This is a genomic window from Polyangium sp. 6x1, from assembly GCF_029946515.1.
GTDB lineage: Bacteria > Myxococcota_A > Polyangia > Polyangiales > Polyangiaceae > Polyangium.
Map to the genome: position 1 here is coordinate 88,719 of NZ_JARZHH010000024.1, position 21,497 is coordinate 110,215.

The 21,497-nt window shown below is 67.5% G+C and carries 21 protein-coding genes; 4 read left to right on the plus strand and 17 right to left on the minus strand.

The window, feature by feature from the left end; translation table 11 throughout:
• Positions 1-6: 6 nt before the first annotated feature.
• From QHF85_RS22835 to QHF85_RS22895, 13 genes are all read right to left on the minus strand, one after another.
• Positions 7-639 (minus strand): cytochrome c oxidase subunit 3 family protein, encoded by a 633-nt coding sequence (locus QHF85_RS22835; RefSeq protein ID WP_281329392.1) that lies wholly within the window; start codon positions 637-639, stop codon positions 7-9.
• Positions 617-2,284, minus strand: a complete 1,668-nt coding sequence (locus tag QHF85_RS22840) for a cbb3-type cytochrome c oxidase subunit I (RefSeq protein ID WP_281329393.1) — start codon at positions 2,282-2,284, stop codon at positions 617-619. The genes QHF85_RS22835 and QHF85_RS22840 overlap by 23 nt, the downstream gene beginning before the upstream one ends.
• Positions 2,281-3,372, minus strand: a complete 1,092-nt coding sequence (gene coxB / locus QHF85_RS22845) for a cytochrome c oxidase subunit II (RefSeq protein ID WP_281329394.1) — start codon at positions 3,370-3,372, stop codon at positions 2,281-2,283. The genes QHF85_RS22840 and coxB overlap by 4 nt, the downstream gene beginning before the upstream one ends.
• A complete protein-coding gene (locus QHF85_RS22850; RefSeq protein WP_281329395.1) occupies positions 3,369-4,187 on the minus strand; it encodes an SCO family protein in 819 nt (272 codons plus the stop codon). Before QHF85_RS22850 ends, coxB begins: the two co-directional genes overlap by 4 nt.
• A 53-nt stretch (positions 4,188-4,240) precedes the next feature.
• Entirely contained in the window at positions 4,241-4,621 is a 381-nt protein-coding gene (locus QHF85_RS22855) for a hypothetical protein (protein ID WP_281329396.1), read from the minus strand.
• 1 nt (position 4,622) lies between these two features.
• Complete coding sequence (locus QHF85_RS22860; protein ID WP_281329397.1) at positions 4,623-5,804, minus strand: hypothetical protein; 1,182 nt, start codon at positions 5,802-5,804, stop codon at positions 4,623-4,625.
• Complete coding sequence (locus QHF85_RS22865) at positions 5,801-6,415, minus strand: cytochrome c (RefSeq protein WP_281329398.1); 615 nt, start codon at positions 6,413-6,415, stop codon at positions 5,801-5,803. Before QHF85_RS22865 ends, QHF85_RS22860 begins: the two co-directional genes overlap by 4 nt.
• Positions 6,412-7,008: a DUF3341 domain-containing protein gene (locus QHF85_RS22870; RefSeq protein ID WP_281329399.1), complete on the minus strand. Its 597-nt coding sequence runs from the start codon at positions 7,006-7,008 to the stop codon at positions 6,412-6,414. The genes QHF85_RS22865 and QHF85_RS22870 overlap by 4 nt, the downstream gene beginning before the upstream one ends.
• A 1-nt stretch (position 7,009) precedes the next feature.
• Positions 7,010-8,359 (minus strand): NrfD/PsrC family molybdoenzyme membrane anchor subunit, encoded by a 1,350-nt coding sequence (nrfD, locus tag QHF85_RS22875; RefSeq protein ID WP_281329400.1) that lies wholly within the window; start codon positions 8,357-8,359, stop codon positions 7,010-7,012.
• Position 8,360: 1 nt separating this feature from the next.
• Positions 8,361-11,408 carry a TAT-variant-translocated molybdopterin oxidoreductase gene (locus tag QHF85_RS22880; protein WP_281329401.1) on the minus strand — a complete coding sequence of 1,016 codons (3,048 nt, stop codon included), beginning with the start codon at positions 11,406-11,408 and terminating at the stop codon, positions 8,361-8,363.
• Between the two features lie 9 nt (positions 11,409-11,417).
• Positions 11,418-12,065: a cytochrome c3 family protein gene (locus QHF85_RS22885; RefSeq protein ID WP_281329402.1), complete on the minus strand. Its 648-nt coding sequence runs from the start codon at positions 12,063-12,065 to the stop codon at positions 11,418-11,420.
• Between the two features lie 207 nt (positions 12,066-12,272).
• A complete protein-coding gene (gndA, locus tag QHF85_RS22890; protein WP_281329403.1) occupies positions 12,273-13,706 on the minus strand; it encodes an NADP-dependent phosphogluconate dehydrogenase in 1,434 nt (477 codons plus the stop codon).
• A 101-nt stretch (positions 13,707-13,807) separates the two neighbouring features.
• Positions 13,808-14,653, minus strand: a complete 846-nt coding sequence (locus QHF85_RS22895) for a hypothetical protein (protein WP_281329404.1) — start codon at positions 14,651-14,653, stop codon at positions 13,808-13,810.
• A 118-nt stretch (positions 14,654-14,771) separates the two neighbouring features.
• Between QHF85_RS22895 and QHF85_RS22900 the strand changes: the two genes are divergently transcribed.
• Positions 14,772-15,479 carry a hypothetical protein gene (locus QHF85_RS22900; RefSeq protein WP_281329405.1) on the plus strand — a complete coding sequence of 236 codons (708 nt, stop codon included), beginning with the start codon at positions 14,772-14,774 and terminating at the stop codon, positions 15,477-15,479.
• Between the two features lie 12 nt (positions 15,480-15,491).
• On the opposite strand, the gene QHF85_RS22905 is transcribed toward QHF85_RS22900, so the two are convergent.
• The 3 genes from QHF85_RS22905 to QHF85_RS22915 form a co-directional block, all read right to left on the minus strand.
• Positions 15,492-16,142, minus strand: coding sequence for a hypothetical protein (locus QHF85_RS22905; RefSeq protein ID WP_281329406.1), 651 nt, complete (start codon positions 16,140-16,142; stop codon positions 15,492-15,494).
• Positions 16,139-17,401: a hypothetical protein gene (locus tag QHF85_RS22910; protein ID WP_281329407.1), complete on the minus strand. Its 1,263-nt coding sequence runs from the start codon at positions 17,399-17,401 to the stop codon at positions 16,139-16,141. Before QHF85_RS22910 ends, QHF85_RS22905 begins: the two co-directional genes overlap by 4 nt.
• 152 nt (positions 17,402-17,553) lie before the next feature.
• Positions 17,554-17,976 carry an STAS/SEC14 domain-containing protein gene (locus tag QHF85_RS22915; RefSeq protein WP_281329408.1) on the minus strand — a complete coding sequence of 141 codons (423 nt, stop codon included), beginning with the start codon at positions 17,974-17,976 and terminating at the stop codon, positions 17,554-17,556.
• Positions 17,977-18,259: 283 nt separating this feature from the next.
• Here QHF85_RS22915 and QHF85_RS22920 point away from each other — a divergent pair, with 283 nt between their 5' ends.
• From QHF85_RS22920 to QHF85_RS22930, 3 genes are all read left to right on the plus strand, one after another.
• On the plus strand, positions 18,260-18,604 hold the full coding sequence (locus QHF85_RS22920) for a helix-turn-helix transcriptional regulator (protein ID WP_281329409.1): 345 nt from the start codon (positions 18,260-18,262) through the stop codon (positions 18,602-18,604).
• A 238-nt stretch (positions 18,605-18,842) separates the two neighbouring features.
• Positions 18,843-19,184, plus strand: a complete 342-nt coding sequence (locus QHF85_RS22925) for a helix-turn-helix domain-containing protein (RefSeq protein WP_281329410.1) — start codon at positions 18,843-18,845, stop codon at positions 19,182-19,184.
• A gap of 69 nt (positions 19,185-19,253) precedes the next feature.
• Complete coding sequence (locus QHF85_RS22930) at positions 19,254-20,168, plus strand: hypothetical protein (protein ID WP_281329411.1); 915 nt, start codon at positions 19,254-19,256, stop codon at positions 20,166-20,168.
• A 40-nt stretch (positions 20,169-20,208) separates the two neighbouring features.
• On the opposite strand, the gene QHF85_RS22935 is transcribed toward QHF85_RS22930, so the two are convergent.
• Positions 20,209-21,468 carry an MFS transporter gene (locus QHF85_RS22935; protein WP_281329412.1) on the minus strand — a complete coding sequence of 420 codons (1,260 nt, stop codon included), beginning with the start codon at positions 21,466-21,468 and terminating at the stop codon, positions 20,209-20,211.
• Positions 21,469-21,497 lie beyond the last annotated feature (29 nt).

Here is a 21,497-nt window from a genome sequence, read left to right on the forward strand (position 1 = left end):
GTCGCCTCAATCCGTGAGGTAGAAGAGGGGCCAGAGGAAGATCCAGACGACGTCGACGAGATGCCAGTAGAGACCGACGTTCTCGACGGCGACGTTGCGGTGGACGCCGTATCTGCCCTTCCAGCAGAGCAGGCCCACCACGGCGAGCATGATCATGCCGGCAATCACGTGCAGGCCGTGCAGGGCCGTCATGAACCAGTAGAGCGTGAACCCGAGGACCACGCCGGCCGGCGGCCGCTCCGCGAACGCATACATCCCCGCGGGGAGCGCATTCTCGTGGATGTGGTGGCTGTATTCGATGCCCTTCACCACGAGGAAGACGGCGCCGAACAAGGTCGACAGCGCGAAGAGCCCTGCCGTGAGGCGCGCCCGCCCCTCGCGGACGAAATGAACCCCGAGCGCCACCGTGAAGCTCGACGTGATGAGCACGACCGTGTTCGTCGTGCCGAGCGCCACGCTGTTGTGGTGGAGCGCCTGGACGAACTCGGACGGGTACATCCCGCGGTAATACGCGTAGGCGGCGAAGAGGGCCCCGAAGAGCAGCGTCTCGCTGCCCAGGAACATCCACATCGCGAGCCGCGCGGCGTGGTCCTGCTTCTCGAGGGACTCGAATTGCTCAACGAGCCTTTGCGCGCTCACGGGCCACCTCCTCGGAGAGCGTGTATTCATAGGCCGAACGCTCGATCTCGGGCGTCTCCTCGAAGTTGTGCTTCGACGGCGGGGACGCGGTGATCCACTCGAAGCTGCGTGATCCCCACGGGTTCGGCCCGGCGCGCTTGCCCCATTTCAGCGCGATGACGAGGTTGCCGAGCGCGAGGATGAGCCCCGCCCCGAGCAGCCAGGCGCCGCCCGTCGAGAGCACGTTGAGCCACTGGTATCGCGCAGGATACGTGAAATACCGCCGCGGCATGCCCCCGTTCCCGAGGAGGAACTGCGGCAGGAACGTGAACACGAACCCGATGAACACGGCGACCGAGGTCAAGAGGCCGACGCGCTCGTCGTAGAGCCTGCCGAACATCTTGGGGAACCAGTAATGCGCGGCGGCGAGGAACGCCGTCAGCGTCCCGCCGACCATGATGAAGTGGAAGTGGGCGACGACGAAATACGTATCGTGCCAGTGCACGTCGAGCGATTGCGTCGCCACGGCCACGCCCGTCATCCCGCCGAACACGAACAGGAAGAGGAACCAAAGGAAATACAGCATCGGCGTGGCGAAGCTGATCGATCCGCCGCGCAGCGTCGCGACCCAGGTGAAGACCTTGATCGCCGAGAAGATCGCGACGAACATCGAGAGCGCGCCGAAGACGCCCGCGTCGAACTCGCTGAGCCCGGCCACGAACATGTGGTGGCCCCAGGTGAAAAACCCGATGAACGCGATGCCGAGCGACGAGTACGCAATGGCCCGGTAGCTCGCCGGCTGGTTGTGCGAGAACGAGCAGACGACCTCGCTGATCACCCCGAACGACGGGAGGATCATGATGTACACGGCCGGGTGCGAGTAGAACCAGAAGAGGTGCTGGAAGAGCACCGGATCGCCGCCGTACCGAGGGTTGAACAGGCTGAGACCGAACGCGTGATCGAGCGCGAGCAGGACGAGCGACATCCCGAGCACGGGCGTCGCGAACAGGATGATGATGCTCGTCGCGTACGAGGCCCACACGAAGAGCGGCATGCGGTGCCAGCTCAGGCCCTTCGCGCGCATCGTGTGCGTCGTGACGATGAAATTGACCGACGTCATGATCGACGAGATGCCGTTCACGAAAATGCCGATCCCCATCCAGGTGACGGCCGTCGGCGACGTCGTGCTGTAGGGCACGTAAAACGTCCAGCCCGTGTCCGCGCCGCCCGCGACCATGGCCCCGAGCAGGATGATCGCGCTGAGGACATAGACGTAGAAGCTCGCGAGGTTGATGCGCGGGAACGCGAGATCCTTGGCCCCGAGCATGATCGGCAGGACGAAGTTGCCGAAGACCGTCGGAATGGCCGGGATCATGAACAACCAGACCATGGTGATTCCATGGAGCGTGAACATCTGGTTGTAGGTATTCGCGTCGATGAACGTCTGCTCGGGCGTGAGCAGCTCCGTGCGGAGCACGAGGGCGAAGATGCCGCCGAGCCCGAGGAAGAGGATCACGCCCACGTAGAACATGATGGCGATGCGCTTGTGGTCCTTCGTGAGGAGCCACGAACGCAGGCCGCTGTCCGCGCGCAAATAGTCCGGATGGTCCGCGCCGACGCCGAGCGGATCCGGCCTGGTTTCGGCGTCGATGGTCGCTTGGCTCATTGCCCCCCCTCCCGCGTCTCCGGAACCGTGACCGTGCCCCAGGGCGCCGACGCGCCTGGCTTCGGGCGCACGTCACGCAGGCTCTTCATGAGCTCGATGATGGCGCTCGTCTCGGCCGGACGAATCTGGCCGAGGTAGCTCGGCATGATGCGCTGATACCCCACGTGAATGCGCACGAGCGGATCCATCATCGATTCGGTGATGTACGCCTCGTCGACCTTCACGCTGCCGCCGTTCTCGAGCGGGACCGTGGTGCCGTAGAGCCCCGCCCACGTGGGGCCGAGGTGCGGCGTGCCGTCGAGGGTATGGCAGCGCAAACAGCCGTGCTCGGCCGCGGCGCGTTCGCCCTGACGAACCATGTTCACGAGCTCCGCCGGCGCGTACTCCGTGACGGGCGAGGGGCGCAGGTCGACCGGCCCCGCGATGGCCGGCGCCGGCGATTTCCCTTGCAGCCAGCGCTCGTATTCGTCGGGCGCGAGCGCGATGACCTCGCCGCGCATGGTCGAGTGGCTGACGCCGCAATACTCGGTGCACAGGATGTCATGCCGGCCCGGCTCCTTGGCCTCGAACCAGAGCGTCGTCAGGCGCCCCGGGACCACGTCCTCCTTCAGCCGGAAATCCGGGACGAAGAAGCTGTGAATGACGTCGCGCGACGTGAGGATCAATTTCACGGGGCGCCCCGCGGGGACGTAGAGCGTCGCGATGGAGTTCGCGCCCTCCGGGTACGCGAATTTCCACATCCATTGCTTGCCCGTGACGTAGATCTCGAGCGCGTTCTCCGGCGGGACGCGGATGTCCATGAATTGACGGAATCCGATCACCCACCAGACGAGGAACATGCCGAAGAGGCCGATCACGACCACGACCTCGAGCCAGATGGCCGGCGTCGTCCCGGGCATGCGCCGCGAAGGGTCCTTCTGGACGGCCGTGCGGCGGTAGCGGAACAGGAAATACCCGCCGATGAGGGTCACGAGCAGGGCGCCCCCCATCGTCATGATGATGACGAAATAATGGAGCTTGTCGATCTCCTCGGCAATGGTGGAGGCCTGCCGCGGCAGAAACAGGATCGTACGGAGCAGCTCGTTCATCGGAGTTCACCCCCTCGTCCCCGGCGCCGATCCCGGCGCCACAACATGCCCAGGGTCGTTCCGATCGTGCAGAGAATCAGGAGCGATCCGATCCGGAGAAAGCCCATGATGTACGGCCCATATCGCCGGGTCGCCGGATCGTAGCGATAACAGGTGACGAGCACGCGATCGACGATCGTGCCGACCTTGCCCGCCGCAGCCTCGACGAGCGCGAGCCGGAGATCCCACGCCGCAGGCTCGAGCCCGTAGAGGTATCGCGAGATGCGCCCGCCCGGCGCGAGCACCGTGACGACCGCCGGGTGCGCATATTGACCGGTCGCGGCGTCGTAGCCATAACGGAAGCCGACGGCGTCCGCCACGGCGCGCGTCGCCTCGGCCGTCCCCACGAGGAACCGCAAATTCGCAGGCTTCGCGCCGAGTTTGTCGGCGAGCGCGTCCCTGCGCTTCGCGGCGTCGGTCGGTGTGTCCTCCGGATCGATGCTGACGGTGACGAGCCGGTAATCCTCGCCGGGCTTGTATCCCGCCTCCGCGAGGCCCTTCGAGACGCCCGTGAGCAGGAGCGGGCAGAGCATCGGGCAGCGGTAATAGGCGAGCACGAGCACCACGGGGACGTCACCCGCGAGGAGCTCGTCCGTCTTCACCTCCTCGCCGCCCTCGCCGCGCAGGACGATATCGCGCGGGACGAACCCGCCGAGGCGCTCGTCGACGTCCGCCTGCTGCGCCGCCATCGGGAGCGCGCGCGTCTCCTCCGCGGCGGCGACCGGCGCGCCCGCGAGCATCATGGAGAGGGCCATGGCCCAGCCGAATCGTCTCACCAAGAGCTCCCCCTACCGCCGCCCCCGGAGGGCGCGGCGCTCCTTCGATGCCGCTACTTCCCCGCGCCGCTCACGACGAGGTCCATGGCCACGTCCACCGGGACCCGCACCCTCCGTCGGTCCTCGCCCACCCATTCGAATTGCTGGAGCGATTGACGTTTCGTGTCGTTGAGGATCTGCCCTTTTCCGAAGTTCGAGAAAAGCTCCTCGGGGACGTTCGAGCGCTCCTCGATCGGGCCGAGCTTCTCCTCGGGATAGATTCCCGAGGGCCGGAGCACCGCCTCGCGGGAGCGTTGAATGACGTAGGACACCTCCGAGAGCACGAAGGCAAACGCAATGGATCCGAGGATGGCGTACATGATCAGGCGCGGCGGGAGGACGTCTTCCTCCTGCTTCACGAATCCGTGGCGATGCGGATGTTCGGGGTGGCTCATGTCAAACACTCCCGTACCGGAATGCGGCCTCGAGCGAGGGATCGTTTTTCGGGACGATCGGGCGGCCACGCAGGCGGAACGTGCCGAACGCGAGCGCGGCCCCGCCGACGCAGACGAGCGCGGCCACGTCGACCCAGTGCACGATGGGCCCCTCGGCGCGCACGGACGGCATGACGAGCCATTCCATGTCGACCCAGTGCATGACGAGGATCCAGAGCGCGATCGGCGCGAGCGTCGCCGGCTGCTGCTTGACCCGATAGGGCAAGAGCGCGAAGAACGGGACGACGAAGCGGCCGGCCGCGACGAGGATGCTCAAGGAGGCGAACTCCTTCATGCGGGGCGCGTAAAACGACGCCTCGTGGGGCTTGTTCGTGATCCAGATCAAGAAGAACTGGAAGAACGCGATGTACGCCCAGAAGATCGTGAACGCGAGCAGGAGCCGGCCGAGCGCGTAATAATGGGAGCTGCCGATTCGCGTGAGCATGCCCGAGCGCTGCACGCCATAGGTGGCGAGCACGAGCAGCGCGAGCGCGCCGAGGAAGCCGCCGGCGAACCAGTAGACCCCGAACATCGTCGAATACCAGGCGGGGGTCAGCGACATGAGCCAGTCGACGCCCGCGAACGTGAACGCGAGCGCGACCGGAGGCAGGCCGAGCGCCGAGAGCACGCGGAACCGCGGTTTGTCCGTGACCGCCGGGTCCCAATCGCCGCGGAGCGACCAGCGCCGGAGGAAATACGAGATCCCGAGCCAGACGCCGAAGTACAGGAATGCCCGCACGAAGAACGACGGCGTGTTCAGGTACGGGAGCTTGTGCTCGACGAGCCGCTGGACCTCGTGCTCGTGAATCGTCGACGGAGACGTCCAGGGATAGATCGTGGAGACGCCGATGGCGATGGGGATGAACCCGATCACCGCGAGCGGCAGGACGCCCGTGACGCCTTCGACGACGCGGCGGAGGGCGACGGGCCATTTCGCGTCCATCGCGTGGACGATCATCAGGAAGATGAGCCCGCCGATGAGCAGGGAGACGAGCCACGCATACGCCGAGAGGTATGCATAGAATGCGTCCCGCCCGTGGGCGACGCCTCCGACGACGAGCGCGATCCCGCCGACGAGGAACGCGAGGACGCCTCCCAGGATGAGCCGACCGCCTCCGGTGAATACGCTGGGTTCGGGGTTCATCGCAGCTCCTTTTGCATCCGCACGCGGACGGGCTCGGGCAAGGTGTCGACGGCGACGCCGTTCGTGCGCAGCTGGAGCGCGCGCACGTAGGCGACGACGGACCAGCGCTCCTCGACGCCGAGCGTGCTTCCATAGGTCGGCATGAGCCCGTAGCCCTGGGCAATGGCCTGGTAGATGCGCCCGACGGGGTAATCGAGGACGGGCGCCGCCACGAGGCTCGGGGGCTTGCGCAGCTCCATGTTGTTCGCGACGACGCTCACGCCGTCGCCGGCCGCGCCATGGCAGGGCGCGCAGAAGACCTGGAAGCGCCCCTGGCCCTCGTCCAGCATGGGCCGCGAGAGCGGGATCGGAATGGCCTCGACAAACTTGCCGTCCGCCGTTCCATTCATGACATCGGGCGGGCCGAGGAGCCGGTCACGCGGGACGGTGCCCGGGGGAGGCTCGCGCATGACGCGGCGATCCTCGAAGAACGGGGTCTCCTCGTAATACTCGAAATGCGCCTGGTTCACCATGCGCTCGAAATCCATCTCGGGGCCCGAGTTCTTGCAGCTCGCGAGGAGCGGGCCCGCAGCGAGCACGAGGAGAGGCAGAAGGGCGGCGATGGGCTTCACGACTCCTCTCCCTCCGCTCGTTCGAGCCTTTCGTCGAGCTCGGCGTCGGTCGCCGGGTGCACCCCGAACGGCTCGACGCGGCTCGCGCCGAGCTCTTTGAGCGTGCGCGCGATCGCCTCGCGGTCGAAGGCGGGGTCACGGTCGGATATGGCCAGGAAAAACTTGTCGATGCTGGCGCGGTCGAAGCCGGGCACCTCGAAGATCGGCTGCCACAAGGCCGGCAGGCCCGACCAGATGGCGAGGATGATACAGGCCGAGAGCGACGCGAAGAGCACGCCCATCTCGAACGTGGCCGGGACGAACGCAGGCGGCGCATGCGCGGGCCTCCCGCCGGAGTCGAGAGGGTAATTGACGGCGTTCGTCCACCATTGCACGAGGTAGGCGATGGCGGCCGCCGCGATGGCGAACGGGAACACGACGAACCCGATGCGCGAGCGCCCGCGGCCGATGGCCCGTTCGAGGTCGAGGAGGGGATAGGGCGTGTACCCTTCGAGCCTGCGGTACCCCGATTTGCGAAGCTCGTGGGCCGCCCGGATGACCTCCTCGGGCGTGTCGAAGGCGCCCACGATCCCGCTCTGTTGCGACCTCCGCATTTCAGTGTCCCTCCTCGTGCGAGAGCTCGTGCTTGAGCTCCTTCACCTCGGCGAGCGGAACGAACGGGACGAACCGCAAGAAGAGCAGGAAGAGCAGCAGGAAGAAGCCCATCGTGCCGAGGTAGATCATCCAGTCGACGTACGTCGGGACGAACACGTCCCAGGCCGAGGGCAGGTAATCGCGCTGCAGGCCCATGACGATGATCACGAAGCGCTCCGCCCACATGCCGACGTTGACGAGGAGCGAGACGGTCCAGAGAATGGCGAGGTTCGTCCGCGCCTTCTTGAACCAGAAGACCTGGGGGATGACCGCATTGCAGATCATCATCATCCAGAAGATCCAGGCCCAGGGCCCGAAGGGGCGCGCCTCGAAGAACTGGTAGATCTCGTATTCGTCGCCGCTGTACCACGCCATGAAGAATTCGAGGATGTACGAATACGTGACGACCCAGCACGTCACGAGGACCATCTTGGCGAGGCTGTCGAGGTGCCTCTTCGTGATGACGTTCTCCAGCCGGAACAGGCTGCGCACCGGGATCACCAGGGTGAGCACCATGGCGAACCCCGAGAAAATGGCGCCGGCGACGAAGAACGGCGGGAAGATGGTGGAGTGCCAGCCGGGCACGAGCGTGATCGCGAAGTCCGAGCTCACGATCGAGTGCACGGAGAGCACGAGCGGCGTGGAGAGGCCCGCGAGCAGGCCGTACACGACGCGGTAATGGCGGTACGAGCTCGACGCGCCGGTGAACCCGAGCGCGAAGATGCCGTAGATGATGCGCTTCGCCCGCGTGGGCGCGCGATCGCGCATGGCCGCGAGGTCCGGGATGAGGCCCGTGTACCAGAAGATGAGCGAGACCGTGAAATAGGTCGAGATGGCCGCCGCGTCCCAGGGGAGCGCGCTCTTGAATTGCGGCCAGACGCCCATCGTGGCGGGGTACGGGAAGATCCAGTAGGCGAACCACGGCCGCCCGAGGTGGAGGACCGGGAACATCGCCGCCTGAAGGACGGCGAAGAGCGTCATCGCCTCGGCGAAGCGGTTGATGCTCGTGCGCCATTTCTGCTCGAAGAGCAGGAGCACGGCCGAGATGAACGTGCCGGCGTGGCCGATACCGACCCACCAGACGAAATTGATGATGCCGAATCCCCAGGCGACCGGGATGTTGTTCCCCCACATCCCGATGCCGTACATCACGGTGAGCGTGATCCCTGCGAACAGGGACAACGTGCCGAGGATGGCGACGACGAAGCCGATCATCCCGAGCCTTCTCCACGGCCGCCACGCGGTCGAGAGGAGCTGGTCGGAGAGCTCGGCGTCCGTGGGGCGCCCGATGAAGACCGGCTCCGTGGCCATATCAATCCATCTCCGGGTTCGGGTTCTTGATCATGGCGAGGTATCGAACGCGTGGATTCGTGCCGAGCTCGTGCAAGACGCCGAAGCTGCGCGGCTCGTCGCGCCAGCGGACCATCTCCGTCTCCTTGTGCGCGAGCGAGCCGAACCGAATGGCGCGCGTCGGGCACGCAGCTTCGCAAGCCGTCGTGACCTCGCCCGGCCGGATGTCGCGCCGCTCGATGCTGGCGTCGATCTCGGCGCGCCGGATGCGCTGCACGCAGAACGTACACTTCTCCATCACGCCGCGCTCGCGGACGGTGACGTCGGGGTTTTTCTGGAGCGTACGAATCTCGCCGTTGTAGCCCGGCTTCTCCTCGATCCAGTCGAACCAGTTGAACCGCCGCACCTTGTAGGGGCAGTTGTTCGAGCAGAATCGGGTGCCGATGCAGCGGTTGTAGACCATCTCGTTGAGCCCGTCGGGGCTGTGGACGGTCGCGTTCACCGGGCAGACATATTCGCAGGGCGCCTTTTCGCAGTGCTGGCACAGCATGGGCTGGTGCACGACCTCCGGCGCGTCGACCTCGCCCGTGTGGTAGGTGTCGATGCGGAGCCAGTGCATTTCACGGCTGCGGAGGACGCCCGCCCTGCCCACGACAGGAATGTTGTTCTCGGCCTGGCAGGCGACGACGCACGCGCTGCAGCCCGTGCAGATCGACGTGTCGATGCTCATCGCCCACTGCTCGCCCTTGAAGTCGTCCGGGGGCAGGATCGAGAGCACGGGGCCCTTCTGCCCACGGGTGAACCCAGGTTTGTCGCGGTATGCCTCGAGCGTCGCGGACAGGGCGATCGGCCGGTCGTGGAGCTCCCAGTGTTTCTGGGTCTGCGCGAGCGCGTGCTTTTCGCCCGTGGGCCGGAGGGACGCGCCGTCGACGAACGAGCGGCCCTGGCGATGGAGGGGCTGGACGTTCGTCCCGACCCCCTCGGCGACGGGCAATGCTGCGCCGCGGCCATACCCGAGGCGCAAGGAAATCGCCCGGTCGGCGTGACCGGCCATGACGAAGACCGGCAAGACGATGGTCGTGGCCGGCGGCGGCATCGTCGTGACCGCGGGGACCGTCGGATCGAATCCGGGCAGCGTGATTTCGACGAGATCGTCATTCGCGACGCCGAGCTCGCTCGCCGTGCGGACGCTCATGAGCGCCGCGTTGTCCCAGGTGATCTTCGTCGTGGGATCGGGCAGCTCCTGGAGCCACGGGTTGTTCGCGAACCGTCCGTCGTGGACCTTCGCGTCGCGATAAAACCCGAGCTCGTACCGATCGGGCGCGGGCGCGGGCACGGAGGCGAGCGTCGTGAGGGCTGCGACGATTCCGGGCGGCGTGAGATCGGCCCGGACCACCGGGGATTCGGAGCCGGGCAAGAAGCCGCGGCGCAAGGTCGCCTCCCACTGCGCCTCGAAATCGGCGTCGCCGAGCATCTTCCGCCATTGCTCACGCACGAGGGCGTGCGCGCTCGGGTACGTGTCGCCGAGCATGGCCGCGAGGATTTCCGGCTCGGCGCGCCCCCCGAAGAGCGGGCGGATGAGCGGCTGCACGACGGAGGCCGTTCCGTCCCCCGCGCGGCCGTCGCCCCACGCTTCGAGGTAATGTGCCTGCGGGACGAACCAGGTCGTCCGCGCGCCGGTCTCGTCGGTGTAGAGGCCGAGGTAGAAGCTCTGCCGGACGCTCCCGAGCGCGCCTGCGAAATCGAGGTCGCCCGGCGAGGTGTACACGGGGTTTCCGCCCAGGATGACGAGCGTATCGACGGCGCCGGCGCGCATCTCCGCGATGAGCGCGGCGAGGCCCTGCCCGGCCGCGCCAGGATTCCAGAGAATGGGATCGGTATTCGAGACCGTGGAGCCAAACACGCCGAGGGCGGAGTTCAGGAGCGCGCCGAGGGCGTGGACGTGCGCGGGTTGCCGGTCGCCGACGACGACGAGGGCGCCGTTCCCTGCGCGGACGAGGTCCCTCGCCATTGCGCCCGTGAGGGCGCGCTCTTCACGGCCGAGGAAGGGGCGGAGCGCCGTGGCGACCTCGGGCGAGACGGCCGAGGGCGGCTTGCCGCCGAGCAGGATCTCGGCCGCGAGCGCCGCGGCGAACGTGCCGATTTCGCTCGATCGCCGGCGCAACTTGTGATCGGCCACGGTGCCCGTCGAGCTCGGCATGCTCTCGACGACGTAAAGCCGGTTCATCGTGGGACTGGGCCATCCCGGGCGGCGGCGATCGGCGAAATGGCGCGAATGCCGCAATGACATGCCCTGTCCGTCGAGGAAATCGGCGTCGAGCGAGACGATGACCGAGGCGTTCCGGAGGTCGAGCTGCGGCACGAGCGGCCTTCCGAAGGCGAGCATGGCCCCCTGCGCGGCGGCGCCCGTGTCGATCGACGAATGCACGGTGACGCGCGCCGCCGGATACGCTTCGAGGAGCCGGCCGAGCAGGCTCGCGAGGAGCGGCGAGGCCGTGGGCTCGATCAAAATGCGGAGACCGGCGCCCCGATCCGTGCGCGGACGGGAGAGCTCCGTCGCGAGCGCATCCCACGGCTCGAGCGCACCGCGCCGCGTAATGGCCCGCGCGCGGGCCGGATCGTAGAGCCCGAGGAGGGACGCCTGCTCGAGGACGCCCGCCGCGCCGAGGCTGGCCGGATGCTCGGGGTTGCCCTCGATCTTGATGGGCCGCCCTTCGCGGCTCGCGACGAGCAGGCCCGTCGCGAGTCCGTCGAGGGTCATGCTCGTCGCGTAATACCGGGACAGACCCGGCGTGACCTCGGGCGGACGAACGGTGTACGGCAGGATCTTCTCGACGGGATCCTTGACGCAGCCCGTGACGCCCGCGAGCGCCATGCTGGCGCCGAGGAGCTTCAGGAAGCTCCTGCGCGCAGGTTCGTCCGGACGCTCGTCTGCGCCCTCGGGAAACTCCCTTTGCCTGTCCTCCGGAGGCGTCCCCTCGGAGACGAGCTCGGCGAGGCTGCGCCAGGAATCGCGGCCTGTCTTGCCTGCGAGGATCTTCTCCCAGAGCGCGCGTACGTCGTTGCCCAAGGTGCTCTCCTATCGATGGCAGGCGGTGCAGGTGGTGATGCTTCGAACGCCGTATTCGCGAACCAGGTACGGCCCGAGCGAGCTTTGATCCGCCGCCACCCACGTCATGTCGGTGATGTGAGCGAGCGGCCGGACGAACTTCTCGGGCTGCCTGTGGCAATTCAGGCACCAGTTCATGCTCAGGTCGGCGAACTGATAGACACGGCCCATCTCGTCGACGCGTCCGTGGCAAGTGACGCACCCGACGCCCTTGTTCACGTGGATCGCGTGATTGAAGTAGACGAAATCAGGGACGTCGTGGACGCGATTCCACGGGATGGGCAAACCCGAGAAATAGCTCCGCCGGACGGGCTCGAGCATGGGGCTCTGGTTCCAGACCTGGTTGTGGCAGCCCATGCAGAGGTCGGTCGACGGGATGCCGGCCGTGGCGGATTCGGTCGCCTCCTTGTGACAGTAGAGGCAATCGATGCCGTCGTCCTGTACGTGGTGCCGGTGATCGAACTCGACCGGTTGCTCGACCGGATCGAGCTGTTTCCGCCAGATCGGCGTGCGCACCCAGATCATGGGCACGGCGACGAGCGCGCCCACGCCTCCCACGATGCCGATGAGCGCGATCCGGAAGGCCGTATTGGTCCAGGGACGAAAGAGTGCCGCCATCCTCGTGCCTTCTCGGACGTCCGCACGGCGCGCGCGCCGCGGGCGCATCCAGCAGCATTCGATGGGAATCGAGGGTGTGGCGTTGCTGCTTTCCGGGGCGAACGACCGGTCGATAGGGAGAGCGAGCAGGCAAGCAGGCGAGCGGAGGGAGCGTCGGAGCGGCGGGACGAGCAGACGGGCGCGGGGAATGCCCCTCGCCGGGCTCGCTCAGCCGACGAGGGAGGGCCAGTCGGTATGCACGGCGCCGACCTCCGGTTTGTCGACGCGCTCGTAGGTATGGGCGCCGAAATAATCGCGCTGGGCCTGGGTCAGGTTCTGCGGGAGGCTCGACGAGCGATAGCTGTCGTAATAGGCGAGGCTCGACGAGAACGCGAGGCAAGGGATCCCGGCGTTCTGCGCGAACGCGAGGGCCTTGCGGAAGCCGGGCTGCGATTTCGCCATCGCCTCGCGGAACCGATCGTCGAGGAGCAGGTTCGGCAGGTCGGGGCGCTTCGCATAGGCCTCGCGAATGCCGTCGAGGAACTGGGCGCGGATGATGCAACCGCCCTTCCAGATGCGCGCGGTCTCGCCGAGCGGCAGGTTCCAGTGGAACGTGTTCGAGGCGGCCCGGAGGAGGGCCATTCCCTGGGCGTAGGAGCAGATCTTCGCGGCGTAGAGGGCGTCGTGCACGGCCGAAACGATCTCGTCCTCGCTGCCCTGGAGCGCCCCGGGGCGCGGGCCTTCGAGGACCTTCGCGGCCTCGATTCGCTCGTTTTTCAGGCCCGAGAGGAGGCGCGCCATGATGGCGGCGTCGATCGTCGGAATGGCGACGCCGAGGTCGAGCGCGACCTTGGAGGTCCAGAGGCCCGTGCCCTTCTGGCCCGCCTTGTCGAGGATGAGGTCGACGAGCGGCGCGCCGGTCTCGGCGTCCTTGGCGCGGAAGATCTTCGCCGTGATCTCGATGAGGAACGAGGAGAGGACGCCCTCGTTCCAGCGCGCGAAGACCTCGGCGAGGCGATCGGCGGAGAAGCCGAGGCCGCGGTGGAGGATGTCGTACGCCTCGGCGATGAGCTGCATGTCGCCGTATTCGATGCCGTTGTGGACCATCTTGACGAAATGGCCCGACCCGCCGGGGCCGATGTACGTGACGCAGGGGCCGTCGTCGACCTTCGCCGCAATGGCCTCCCAGATCGGCCGGATCGCCTCGTAGGCCGCGCGCTCGCCGCCAGGCATGAGCGAGGGGCCCCAGAGCGCGCCCTCTTCGCCGCCGGAGACGCCGGAGCCGAGGAAATGGATGCCCGACGCGCCGAGCTCGCGCTGGCGGCGTTCGGTGTCCTCGTACCAGGAATTGCCGCCGTCGACGATGATGTCGCCGGGCTCGAGGTACGGACGGATCTGCTCGACGGTCCAATCGACGGGCGAACCCGCTTTCACGAGGAGGATGATCTTGCGCGGACGTTCGAGGTGGCGCGCGAGCTCGGCCGGCGTGTGCGCCCCGAAGAAACGGAGCCCTTTCGCGCGCGTCGCGAGCAGATGGTCCACCTTGTGGGGTTCGCGGTTGTAGACGGCGATGGGAAAACCATGCCGCTCGATGTTGAGGGCGAGGTTCTCTCCCATCACCCCGAGGCCGACGAGGCCGATCTTCGCTTGCGCCGCTTCCATGTCCTCCTCCGATTCCCGGTCCCTCCCGGGCGGCCTACTCTAGCAGGTCGCCCGGGAGGTGTCTCCGCGGGAGGACGGCGCGGCGCCGATTCGAGAGGAGGCTACATGCCGTCGCAGATCGGAGCCGGCGGGGCGACGCAGGTGTTCGTCATGGTGTCGCACTCGCCACTCACGCACTCGTCGAACGACGTGCACGCCGCGCCGTCGGCCTTCTTGGCCGTGCATACGCTGGTCATGCCTTCGCAATACGAGTCCTTGCAATCGAACCCGATGCACGCATCGCCGAGGGCCTTCAGCTCCGCGCACATGTTCGACGGGAAGTCGCAGTACCCGGTGGTGCAATCGCCATCGAAGTCGCAAGCGGCTCCGGCTCCGCCGCGCGGCTGGCACTTGCCGAAAGCCATACCGTCGTTACCGATGCACACGGAGTCGGCGCCCGCGCACTCGTCGTCGTCGGCGCAATCCCCGCCGCCTTCGACCTTGCCCACGAAGATCTTCCCGCATTCGGCGTCCTTCTCGAAGGGATCGCCGGCGATCGCCGTGCAGTCATTGGCGACCTTGACCGTACAGCTCGCCAGGAGCTCGCCGTCGTACTCCAGCCGGCCCGCCTCGACGGCCGCCTTCAGGTCCGGGAGCACCATGTTGTCATAAAAGCCCTTGAAGGCCTGCGCGCACTCGGCCTCGTTCGTGGGCTTGGGGTCCAGGCTGCCGAACGCCTCGGCCTGCTCGGCCATGGTGCAGCAGGAGTAAACCAGCCCGCAGTACAATTCGGCCGTCTTGGTGCCGAGGTCGTCGAGGGGGATCACGCCGCCGCCGCCGTTGCCGCCGCCGCCGCCGCCGCCGTTGCCGCCGCCGCCGGTCGTGTTGTTCGAATCGTCGCTGCAGCCGATGAGGGAACCCGCGCCGACGAGGGCCAGCGCGATCAAGGAAGTCACAAAATGTTTCATGATTCGTCTCCTGCCCGAGGCCGAGGCCGGAGGGCCGGTCCGCGGGCGACCCGGGGCTAGCACGCATGAGGCGCGATGGAAAGCCCGAGCAAGAACGAGGGCGTGCTAGGCTTCGATCGTGAACTTTCTCCTGCACAGGCACCTCGCGGAGGCGCACACGGGCTCGCGCGCGGCCGGCGCAGGCGCGATGCTGCCGGACCTCTGGCGAATGGCGGACAGGCGCGTGCGACCGCGCGGCCCCGAAGGCGCTGGAGGGCCGCTCGGAGGGCGGCTCGCGGAGGTGCTCGTGGGGATCCAGCACCACGTGGCGAGCGACCATTGGTTTCACGGCCACCGGGTATTCCTCGAAGGAGAAAAGCTCGTCGCGGCGCGCATTCGAGAGGCGGGCCTCGCGGCGAAGCGAATGGGCCTGCTCGCGCACGTCACCTGGGAGATGTGCCTGGACGGCGCGCTCCTGCGGCGCGCGGGCTTCGAGGCGACGCGCGCGGCCCTCACCGAGGGGTTTTCGGCGATCGAGGGTGATTTCGATCCCGCAGCGACGATGCACCATTTCGGCGCGCTCGGGCGGACGGCGGAGGAGCGCGCCGCGTTCGACGCGCGGATGAAGCGGCTCCGCGCGGAGATCGAGCGGGGGCCGTGGATCGAGGGGTACCAATACGGCGAGGGGATCGCGCTGCGCGTCTCCGGGGTGCGGGCGCGGCTCGGGCTCGCGCCGCTCGACGCGTCCGATCACGCGCGGCTCGGGCATGCGCTCGACGACGTGGCGCGCGAGGCCGACGCGATCCTGGAGGAGATCCTGCGCGCGCCCTCGCCGCTCCCCGATTGACGTTCTGCGCGATCAGCGGGGCTTGCGCTTCGGGCCCGACCTGCGGAAGGGGAAACGAAAGCGCGGCTTTCGATCGATTCGCTCGCCCTCGCGCAGCCACGCGAATGGATCGGCGAAGCCGGCCATCCAGGGCAAACGCTTGTAGGCGAGGAAGACGAGCTCGCCGTCGCGAATCCCGGCGTCGAGGCGATCTTGCCAGGCGCCGAGGAGCCGCGGGTCGAGGTCGGGGTTCGTGGAGAAAAACGTCCCCTCCTCGATTCGCTCGGGGAAGCGGAAGCAGACGCCGCCGGCGACGCAGACAGGGTGGAAGAGGGCCTTTGCGACCCGTGAAATGGCCGGGGCGCGCTCGTCCTCGGGGAGCGCGAGGACGTCGAGGCTCTCGCGCGAGACGGCGACGAGCGCGAACGAGCGGCCCTCGACGATCGAGAGGCGGAGGTCGTCGACGTCGTATTCGTGGCGGAGGAGATCGGGCGCGGCCTTCGTGGCGTGGTGGACCTTTCGCCGGACGGGGCGGGCGGCGTCGTAGGGGCCCTTTCCCTGGGCAAACAGGGTGCGGGCCCAGTGCCTCGATTCGGCGAGGGCCTGACCAGGCAAGCCCTCGCGCCCTTCGAGATCGTCGAAGCCCTCGGATTGCGCGGTTTCGATGTCGTCGAGCCATTTCATGGGAGTCCCCTCGCAAAACGACGTAGAAACGAGCGGATGGGATGACGCTGGGGCCGATCCTCCGGCGGCGCCTCGCCCCGATAACGCCGCACGACCTTCTCGACGCGGAACCCCTCGTCCGGGAGGAACTCGACCCAGACGAGGCCCCAGAAGACCTTGAGGATGTCGTGCCGGGAGGAGAGGACGCCGACGCCGCCGCAATAATAGCGCGTCATGCCGCCGTGCGAGAATTCGAGGCACGCCTCGTACCGGTTGAGGCCGGGGCTCACCTTGCCGTCGGGCAGGCGGGTGTGCGAGGGCGGATAGGTCTTTCCTTCCACGACGGGGCCGTCCACGAGCGCGGCGGCAAAGCGCTTTTCGCCGACCTGCATCGTCTTCGACAAACCCGCGCGGGGGTCCTTCTCCCAGTCGGCGACGAGGGGCTTTTCGCCGCCGCCCTGGTCCGGATCGGCCCAGACGACGAGCATGCGCGCCTCGCCCGGCGCGCCGATCTGCGCGAGCATGCCGCGCACGAGGCGCACGATGGCCTGGCACTCGCCGGAGGCGGCGACGTAATCGACCATCGGCCACGCGCCGCCGACGTCGTTGAAATAACGCGGGTGGTCGTACTCCGCGGGCACGTCGGGGCTCGGGAGGAGCGCATAATACGGGAATCGACGCAAGAAGCACTCGACGATGGCGTGCGGATCCAGGCTGTTCGCGCGCTTCGCCCATTCCACGGCCTTCGCCACGCGCCGCGGCGTCGCCCCGTCCTCCTTGTAGGGCGCGATGGGCGTGGATCGCGGCGGCCCCAGCGTGACCAGCATGGGAAGGGAGGTGACGGCGGGCGCGATGGACACGGATTCGGACGCCGACCAGCGCACGTCGAACGAGAGATCGTCGATCTTGCGCGCGAGCGGATTCTCGGAGACGAGGGTGATCGAGGAGGTCCCGGGAGAGATCGGAATGGTTTGTCGGAACTGGATCCCTCCCGGGCCTTCGCCCGTCAGGGTGACGGGGCCGGGCGCCGCGGCGGCGTCGAGGGTGAGCTCGAGGCGGACCTTTTCGCCGAGGGTATGGCTCACGGGGACGCGGGACGCGGGCGTCCACTCGGGCTCGGGGCAGGCGCGATCGGAGAAGCGCCAGCCGCTCGGTTCGTCGCAGCCGCGGAGCGTGCCGTGATCGGAATCGACGCGGATCGATTCGATTCGAATGGTGCTCTCCGGCGTCGGCGCGGACGTATCCTCTCCGCGCGGCGGCGCGCCGCTCGGCTCCCCCACGATGGCCTCCCGGGGCGCGAGGCCGGACCGGGAGAGTAATGCGCCCCCGGGCCGCTACGCCGCCCTCACGGGAAACCTCCGGTCGAGCCCCCCCGATCGTCAACTGCCGGGGAGGCGGGCCGAGCTGCGAAGGAATGCGGGAGAAATCGAAATCAGCGGACGTCCGCGTGGCGTTTCCGCTCTGCTTCGAGGTAGGCGCGGCCTTGCTCCGCGGTATCGAAGAACGCGATCGGCACGCCATGCCGCAAGATCGCGTTCGTCGCGCGGTTCAGCATCGTCCCGAGGATGCGTATGGAGAAAGAGGCGCCGATGACGGCGATGCCGCGGACCGCCTTGGCGCCCTTGGCCTCGCGGACGGCCCAGACCCGCGCGTCGCGGGTGACCGAGAGGGAGTGCGCGCTGTCGAAGAGGCAATAGACGCTCCGCTCGTCGCGGCCTATCTCGTCGATGCGCTCGTAGAGCGCCTTCATGTCGTCGCGCGTGACCTCGCCGCTCCAGCGAACGATGAGGATCGCCCCTTCACGCTTGGACCAGTGCGCCCCCATCCTCACGAAGTCGGGATCGATGTTCGCCACGGTGGAACGAAGATACACGCCGGCGCGTGGTGATGGAAGGAGGGGCGAACCACTGACGAACAATGTCCTACCGCCGACAATTCGCGCGTGACGAGTTCGTCCAATGGGTGCAAGATGGACGCGTTCGATGGGTTCGGCGCGACGCGGGGAAGTCGCCGGCGCGCCCGATCTCGCGATCGCGTCTCACGCATCGAGGACGGACGTCCTCGTGAACCTGAAGAGATCCCGGCACAGGAGGGCCGGTCGGGGATCCTTTTTCGGATCGCCCGAGAACCACATCATCATGCCGCGACGAACCGTTCCCGAGCCGTTTGCACTCAAGGTGGGCACCCGTATCCGCGAGCTGCGCAAGGAGCGCGGATTGTCGCTCGGAAAGCTCGCCGACGCCTGTTATCTGTCGAAGGGCCACCTCTCGAGCGTCGAGCACGGGCTCGCCGCGATCACGATCCAGACGATCGAGCGGCTCGCGTACGGCTTCGGCGTGCCCCCGCTCTACCTGCTCACGTTCGCCGCGGACGACGAGCGCGCGAAGACGGCGGAGCTGCTCCGCGGGATGTCGAACGCCGACGTGCGCAGGATCCGCCGCCGGATCCAGGAGGAGACCGGCGTCCGCGTCAAGCGCAGCTAGGACGATATTCGTCCTACCGCGCCCCGCGCGCCGCGTCACGACGCGCAGGGCGCGGTGGGACGAGTTATGTCCTATCGCGGACCATTTTTCGGTTCTCCGTGCGTCCGAGGACGTGCATAGTAGCTGGCCCGTGTGATCCGGCCGATTCGCGCGGGTGGACCATTTCGACGAACTTTGCGACTTGCCGGCGTGTTTCGCCGGTCGGGCCGCCTTTCGTGGCCCGAGAAAGACGAGGACCATGCCCCGACGATCCGTTCCCGATCCGTTTGCGATGCAGGTGGGCGCCCGTATCCGTGAGCTGCGCCTCGAGCGAAACATGTCCCTGGCCGCCCTCGCCGACGCGAGCGCGCTGTCGAAAGGCCACCTCTCGAGCGTGGAGCACGGGCTCGCCGCCATCACGATCCAGACGATCGAGCGCCTGGCGACCGGCTTCGACGTCCCGCCGCTCTACATCCTGACGTTCCCGGCCGAGGACGAGCGCGCCCACGTGGCGGAGCTCCTGCGGCAGCTCTCGAACGCCGACGTCAAAAAGATCCGCCGGCAGCTCCAGGTGGATCTCGGCATCAAGAAGGCGCGTTGAGGGGGTTTGGGGGCATAGCTCGGCTCTGCCGAGCGGAGCCCCCAAACGAACATCGAGCGCTTCTCGCACGTGACGATCCCGTGTACGCTGAGCGGCGTGCACGGGACGCGCTTTTCGCTTCACGCTTTGCTTTGGACCGCTTCCTTTGGGCTTCTCGCCTGCGGCTCCGGGGATCCGGCGAATCCGGACCCGGGGCCCGAAAAGCCCCCGCCGCCCACCGAATGCAACGGCCGCAAAGAGCTCTGCGACAGGCCCTTCGACACGGTGGCGTTCCCCGCGACGCACAATGCCATGTCGTCGTTCGAGCTCGGCTGGGCCGCGCCGAACCAGAACTTCGGCATGAAACGCCAGCTCGAAGACGGCATCCGCGCGATGCTGATCGATACGCATCGCTGGAACGACGATCTCTATCTGTGCCACTCGATCTGCGAGCTCGGGCATACGCTCCTCGTGGACGCGCTCGTCGAGATGCGTGTCTTCCTCGACGCACACCCACACGAGGTGGTGACGCTCATCATCGAGGACGGCATCACGCCCGACGAGACGGCCGGCGTGTTCGAGAAAGCCGGGCTCCTCGGGCGCACATATGCGCACGAGGCCGGCGCCCCCTGGCCGACGCTGCGTGAGCTGCTCCTCGATGGAAAGCAGCTCGTCGTGGGCGCCGAGGGCGAGGGGCCGCCGCCCGCGTGGTATCATCACTTCTGGGACATCGCCTGGGACACGCCGTATTCGTTCGACAGCGTGGATGACTTCAACTGCGCGCCGAACCGGGGGACACAAGGGAATGATCTGTTCCTCTTGAACCACTGGATCGGACCGATCCCGACGCCCGAACGGGGCGAGACGGCGAACGCGTACGAGGTGCTGTCGGCGCGGGCGAAGAAATGCCAGACGGAGGGCGGGCAGATCCCGAACTTCGTGGCCGTCGATTTTTACGACCTCGGCGCGCTGTTCCAGGTGGTGGACGAGCTGAACGGGTTTTAATGCCGGTACGCCGCGGCGTGGCGGTCGCAGAGCCGAGACCCTACCCCCGCTCCGACGCCAGCGTGTCCTGCTTGTGCAACATCAACGCGACGCCGAGCAGCATCGCGGCCCCGGCGGCAGCGCCGAGGAACGGGGAGACCGGCGAAACGCGGTTGTACATGAAGCCCCACGTGACGGGCCAGATCGTCCGCGCCCAGCTCCCCGTCGATTGCGCATACCCGAGCACCGTGCCGCGCTGGTCCTCCCGCGCGAACTTCGACGCCAGCGACGAAATGGAGGGGTTATTGATGGCCACGCCCACGCCGATGAGGACGTTCGCGAGGACCATCATCCACGAATGCATCGAGAACGCCGCGAAGAGCATGCCCGCGAGCATGAGCGCGGCCGCGCACTCGACCAGCGTGAGCTCGCTGTAGCGCGCCGAGAGGCGCTTGATCAAGAAGCCCTGGATGATGACCCCGGACACGCCGAAGATCGCGAACATGTAGCCGACCTGCTTCCCCGTCCACCCAAAACGATCGTACGAGAGGAGCGGGAAGCCGACGTTCAGGACCGTCATGGCCATGAACGTCAAGAAATACATTTGCAAGACCGCCGCGACGCGTTTGTCGGAGACGATCTCCGTGAACGTCGCCTCCTTCCGGGGCTCGTCCCGCGTGGGGCCTCGATAGGCGTCGTGCCCGCCGCGCACGGGCTCGCGCACGGGCCGCGTCTCCGGCATGAGCGCCGCGGCGAGAATGAGGTCGGCGAAGGCCATCACGGCCGCCGCGATCGGCGGCGCCCAGGGCGCGATCTCACCCGTCATGCTGCCGATCACCGGCCCCATGATCATCCCGAGCCCGATGCCCGCCCCGAGCCGCCCCATGGCCGCCGGCCGCTCGCTCTTTTCGGTCACGTCCGCAATCGCCGCCTGACACGCGGCCAGGTTGCCCGCCGTCGCCCCCGCGAGCAGGCGCGAGGCGAAGAGACACCAGAGCACCTGGAAGTGCACCGCCGCCGCGAAGAGGACCATGCTCGCCGCATTGCCGAGCAAGCTCAGCACGATGACGAGCCGCCGACCATACCGGTCGGACAATCGCCCGAGGTACGGCGTGGCCAGCGCTTGCGCCAGCGAATAACTGCTGATCAGCATTCCCGTGACGGTGCCCGACCACTGCTCGGACACCATCGGCTTCACGTAAAACGGGAGGAGCGGAATCGTGATCCCGAACCCGACGAGGTCGAGGAACACGGTGACGACGACGACGAACAGGACACGGTCGCGCACCTTGCCGCGCGCAGCCGCTTCAGCGGTGGACATGGATGTCTCGAGCATCGGGAGGGACGTGG